Source organism: Myceligenerans indicum (assembly GCF_016742955.1).
In the GTDB taxonomy this organism is placed as follows: Bacteria; Actinomycetota; Actinomycetes; order Actinomycetales; family Cellulomonadaceae; genus Myceligenerans; species Myceligenerans indicum.
Genome location: NZ_JABBYC010000115.1, coordinates 1 through 2084, shown reverse-complemented (window position 1 = coordinate 2084; position 2084 = coordinate 1). Strand labels below are relative to the sequence as shown.

Sequence of the window (2084 nt, the reverse complement as noted above, 5' to 3'; positions counted from 1 at the left end):
CCACCGAGATCTACACGGGCCTTATCGTCGGCAGCGTCAGATGTGTATAAGAGACAGGTGCGGGGGGTGGGGCGTGTGTGCAGGTCGATGCCGAGTGCGTCGGGGTCGCGGCCGGCGCGGCGCAGTCGGGTCAGCGCGAGGGTGCGGACGCGGGCGGCGACGCGTTCCTTGACGCGGCCGTCGCCGGCGGTCATGGACCAGCCCAGGTCGGAGACCTCGTGGCGGCCTCCGGCGCGCATCGTCTCGGGGCGGCGTGGCCAGGTGGGGTCCTCCCCCGCGGTCCCGCCGGCGCGGTAGATCCCGACCAGGACGGCGGCGACCGTGGCCGCGGCCAGCGCGTGGCTCCATTCCAGTGCGCCGGTGAGCACGGCCGCCGTGGCGAGCAGGAGCAGGAGTGCGGCGATGGCGATGGTGCCCGGCCGTGCCAGTGGATGCCGGGGTGTGCGGGGCCGGGTCACGGGGTTCCTTGCGGCTGCAGGGCGCGGGCGATCGCGGCCAGTGCGGCCTGGGCGGCGGCCACGTCGTCGTCGGTGACGGGGCGGGAGGTGAACCGGGCGCGCTGGTAGAGGCCGCGCAGCGTGGCCACGTCCGTGGCAGGGGCGGAGGTGGTGGCCAGGAGTGTCGTGGTGAACTCGGTGGTGGTGTGGGCCGGGTCGCGGGCGCTGCCGTGCTCGGCCGCGGCGTCCTCCAGCGCCACCCAGGCGGCCACGACGGCGTCCCGTGGCACGCCGCGTGCCCGCTCGACTCGTTCCAGGGCCCGCTCGGCCGCGTCCCGCACCGCTTCGGCCAGCAGGTCGGGGTCGGCCCCGGGCGCCGTCGTCCCGGCCGGAGTGGGTTCGTGTCCCGCGCCCTCGGGCACGTACCGGTCGCGCAGCCGCCGGCCCAGGGCCACGCCGAGCCAGGCCAGCAGCGCGAGGCAGAGCAGGCCCAGCACGAGCGCGATGATGTCCTGGGCCGTGGAGTTCAGGTACTCCTCGGGCGCGGGCGCCGACGCGGCCGGTGTGGGCTCGGGCGGGATGGTGGGGAACTCGGCGGGGTTGGTGGGCAGGATCGCCTCCAGGTCGGGGGCGTGCACCTCCCACGGCGTCGAGGCTGCCGCCGCCAGGACCACGAGCAGCAGCAGGACCGTGGCGGTCGCCGCGGCCCTCATGCGGCGGGCGTTGCGATCAGCCGGTAGGCGTGCACTCCCGCGACGGCCGCGGTGACGAACGCCGCCGGGTCCTCCTCCAGCCCGCGCCCCATCGTGCGCAGACCGGCCGGTGAGGTGCGCAGCTCGGCCAGCAGCGCGGCGTCGGCCCCCACGTCCACCAGCCGGTGCCGGGCCGCCGCCTCCTGCCCGCCGAGCAGGGCCGCCTGCGCCCGGATCCGCCCGGTCAGGTCCGCGCCCCACCCCGCGAGCGCCTCGACCTGTGGTGACGGGACGGGGACGGGGATGTCGGCGGCGGCGAGTGCGACGCGTCCGTAGGCGGTCAGGGAGTGGTGGGAGATGCCGCGGTGGCGGTCGCGCGGGTCGGCGCCGGAGGCGCGTAGGGAGGCGACGGGGTGTCCGCCGAGGGTGGCGGTGGCGTTGACGGCTTCTCCGGCGGCGACGCCGGAGAAGCCCCAGCGGGTGCCGGTGCCGAGGTTGCCGGGTCCTTGGACGACGACGGCGATGTCGGCGTGGGTGATGTGGTGGGCGGCCAGGAGGCCGGTGTGGATGGTGACGGATTCCAGGTCGCCGCCGTAGGCCTGGCCTGCGGTGATGCAGGTGTCGAGCCATTGGGCGCCGCGCAGGGCGGCGACGGTGCGGGAGAAGGCGGCGGGCAGGGCTCCGCCGTCGGTCATGACGTAGGCGATGCGGGGTGGGGGCTGGTCGGCGAGGGCGGCGGCGTGGCGGGTGCCGGCGATGATGGCGGGCAGGGCGGAGTGCAGGTCGGCGACGACGACGGGCATGTGGTCGAGGGTGTCGGCCTCGCGCAGGAGGTCGTGGTGGGGGGATTCTTGTTCGTCGACGCCCAGGACCATGGTCTGCAGGGGGGTGTAGCGGGCCTTGACGAGGTGGCCTGTCTCTTATACACATCTCCGAGCCCACGAGACGGAGCTAC

2 protein-coding genes and 1 pseudogene are annotated in these 2084 nt (G+C 75.5%); all 3 read right to left on the bottom strand.

What is annotated here, in order from left to right; all coding sequences use genetic code 11:
• A partial coding sequence (locus HGK34_RS22125; RefSeq protein ID WP_201851570.1) for a hypothetical protein occupies positions 1–458 on the bottom strand: 458 nt, incomplete at its 3' end.
• A complete protein-coding gene (locus HGK34_RS22120) occupies positions 455–1150 on the bottom strand; it encodes a DUF4129 domain-containing protein (RefSeq protein WP_201851568.1) in 696 nt (231 codons plus the stop codon). The genes HGK34_RS22120 and HGK34_RS22125, both read right to left, overlap by 4 nt.
• Positions 1147–2043, bottom strand: a pseudogene (locus HGK34_RS22115) (DUF3866 family protein); the annotation flags it as partial. The gene HGK34_RS22120 and the pseudogene HGK34_RS22115, both read right to left, overlap by 4 nt.
• Positions 2044–2084 lie beyond the last annotated feature (41 nt).

Coding starts and splice junctions, on each gene's coding strand:
- HGK34_RS22120 (WP_201851568.1), bottom strand. CDS start 1,150: ATGAGGGCCGCGGCGACCGCCACGGTCCTGCTGCTGCTCGTGGTCCTG.